Source organism: Kitasatospora sp. NPDC127116 (assembly GCF_042677365.1).
Taxonomy (GTDB): domain Bacteria; phylum Actinomycetota; class Actinomycetes; order Streptomycetales; family Streptomycetaceae; genus Kitasatospora; species Kitasatospora lactacystinica.
In genome coordinates this window covers 1-2,143 of record NZ_JBHXTL010000114.1, presented here as the reverse complement: position 1 = coordinate 2,143, position 2,143 = coordinate 1, and the positions used below count along the sequence as shown (strand labels likewise).

The following is a 2,143-nucleotide window of genomic DNA, read 5'->3' as shown; positions in this document are numbered from 1 at the left end:
CCCCGGCCCGGGCCGGGGTGCACCCCCGGGGCGCGCACGTCCCCGGCCTGTGCGCGCGCCCGCACGCGTCACACCGGGGGGGCCCGGGTGGACGTCACGCCGACCCCGGGGCCCCACCCGTCCGGGACTCCCGGGAACCCGGTGGCGGATCAACCGCCGTCCGGGGCGCCGGTGAACCGGAGGACGCCGTCCTCGATCGGGTCGGAGAGCAGGACCTTCCTGTCGTGCCGGTAGTCCATGACCATCCGCCACGGGAAGTCCCGTCCCTGGCGCGGCATCGCGTCCTTCGCGCGCCGGATGTAGCCCGACGAGAGCTCGTCGACGACGCCGTCCCCGGTCGCGTTGGCCGCACGGTCGACGGGCCCGTCTTCCCCGCGTGGTCGAAATCCTGGGGCCAGCGCTGCGGGTGGATCCGCACGCCCTCGAACCGCCCGACGCCGGGGAACTCGGGCAGGTGGCCCCGGTCGTATTCGTAGTAGCCGGTGCAGGTGACGAGGAACGAGCAGGTCCAGGTCTGCCGCTCGCCGGTCGCCTCGTGCAGCGCGGTCATGGGTCCACTGTCGCCCACCGCGCGGGCGCGGGTGCCGTCTTTCCCCGACAGTGTCCGTTCAACGGCCTGTCAGGGAGCCGTTTCCGCTGCTGCCGAGTTCTCGGCGGCCACGCTCGCCCGCCACTCGTCGAGCAGCTGAAAGAACGCCTCCAGCGGCGGAACCGCACCAGCGTTCCGCTCGATGAACTGGTACCAGCTGAGGCTCATCGGCCAACCGCGCGTCCAGCACAGCCATTGCTGGAACGGGCCGACCGGATCGAAATCGAACCGCTCGTCGACCCCGTGAATCCGCAGGGCAAGGCTGTACCCCGAGAAAATCAGGCCCAAGTCGTCCAGCGAGCCGTTGCGCACGAACATGCCGGGCCGCTGCCGCACCTGTTCAAGGACGTCATAGATGTCCCGCCACTCATCGAACGGCTTCGGCTTCGGTCGGTCTCCAAGATCAGCTGACACCCGCCCACTCTACGCCGACGGGCCCGGACGAGCGACAACTTGCCATACCGGACAGGGAGATCACCTGTCCGCCCACAGGTCGTCGGCGCGCCGGCGCGGGCCGGGCGACAGCTCCGGGGCCGCCGCGGGCCCGGTCAGCCCCGGAAGACCTGCCACGCCGTCGACGAGGCGTCCTCACGCGTCGCCCAGTGATTCAGCGGCAGCGCCGGCAGGCCGGCCATCGAGGGGTCGCTCTCCAGCAGGTGCGCGGCATGGACCAGCCTGGGGCCGCCCTTCCACCAGCGCGGCTCGGTCGCCGAGAACGCCTGCCAGTCACCGTCCTCGTCGAGGTGGACACTCACGACGGGCTGCCCGCGACGCACGCGCTTCGACACGAACATCGGCTCGTCCGGGCTGAGGGTGTACACCGGACCGCAGTCCTCGTGCGACTCGACGGTCACGACGTCCTCCTTGGCTGATCGGACCCCCATCACAGCACAGGTCCGCCCGGCCGCCTCGGTCGGGGGCGAGCTCCGCCGAGCGCAGCCTCCCGGCCCCACCAGGTGACATCCGGTTCGACGGCCCGACTTGAGCGACGGGGTCGAGCCGCCCTGGACGTAAGCCGTAGGGTTGCCGTGTGACGGATGAGCTGTTGTTCGATACGGCGCAGGCCGGCGGAGGCGGCGGGACGGGCTGCCCGCGGTGCGAGGAGACGACAGAGCTGACCGTGTTCCGCGAGCGGTATCGGCCCGTGCTCCGGGGCCGGGGTGTCGTGCGGTTCCTGGCGGCGGTGGTGCTCCTCGTCCTGGCCGCGAAACCGCTGCTCAGTGGGGACGCTGCGGGCGTGCTGCTGCTCGCCCTCGGCGTGCTGTCCGCCGTGTCGTGTGCGCGGGCCGTGGCACGGGCCCGCTCCGGTGGGCCGGTCGATGTCGTGTACTGCCACCATTGCACCGCCCGGTCCACGAGGATGCCGTGATGGGCGAGGCGAACACGTGACGAGGCCACAGGCGTCGGCCGACTCGCTGGCTCCGGGGACCTGAGGCGACGGGCGCGGAGGACCGCGATCGGCACAAGGAGCTTCCGCTGCACGGGAAGTCGGACCGGCCGCCATACCCAGCAGCCGGGGGGGTCCTGTCGCGTATAAACCAATACGACCCCCCC

4 protein-coding genes are annotated in these 2,143 nt (G+C 71.7%); 1 reads left to right on the top strand and 3 read right to left on the bottom strand.

Translation table 11 applies throughout. From position 1 onward, the window contains the following. Positions 1-149 precede the first annotated feature (149 nt). The 3 genes from ACFVHV_RS33430 to ACFVHV_RS33420 all read right to left on the bottom strand — a co-directional run bounded on the left by ACFVHV_RS33430 (position 150) and on the right by ACFVHV_RS33420 (position 1,443). On the bottom strand, positions 150-278 hold the full coding sequence (locus tag ACFVHV_RS33430; RefSeq protein ID WP_359898402.1) for a hypothetical protein: 129 nt from the start codon (positions 276-278) through the stop codon (positions 150-152). A gap of 341 nt (positions 279-619) precedes the next feature. Beyond that, positions 620-1,003, bottom strand: a complete 384-nt coding sequence (locus ACFVHV_RS33425; RefSeq protein ID WP_359898401.1) for a hypothetical protein — start codon at positions 1,001-1,003, stop codon at positions 620-622. 134 nt (positions 1,004-1,137) lie between these two features. Further along, positions 1,138-1,443: a hypothetical protein gene (locus tag ACFVHV_RS33420; RefSeq protein ID WP_359898400.1), complete on the bottom strand. Its 306-nt coding sequence runs from the start codon at positions 1,441-1,443 to the stop codon at positions 1,138-1,140. A gap of 176 nt (positions 1,444-1,619) precedes the next feature. On the opposite strand from ACFVHV_RS33420, the gene ACFVHV_RS33415 reads away from it, so the two are divergent. After that, a complete protein-coding gene (locus ACFVHV_RS33415; RefSeq protein ID WP_380356252.1) occupies positions 1,620-1,958 on the top strand; it encodes a hypothetical protein in 339 nt (112 codons plus the stop codon). The last annotated feature ends 185 nt before the right edge of the window (positions 1,959-2,143 follow it).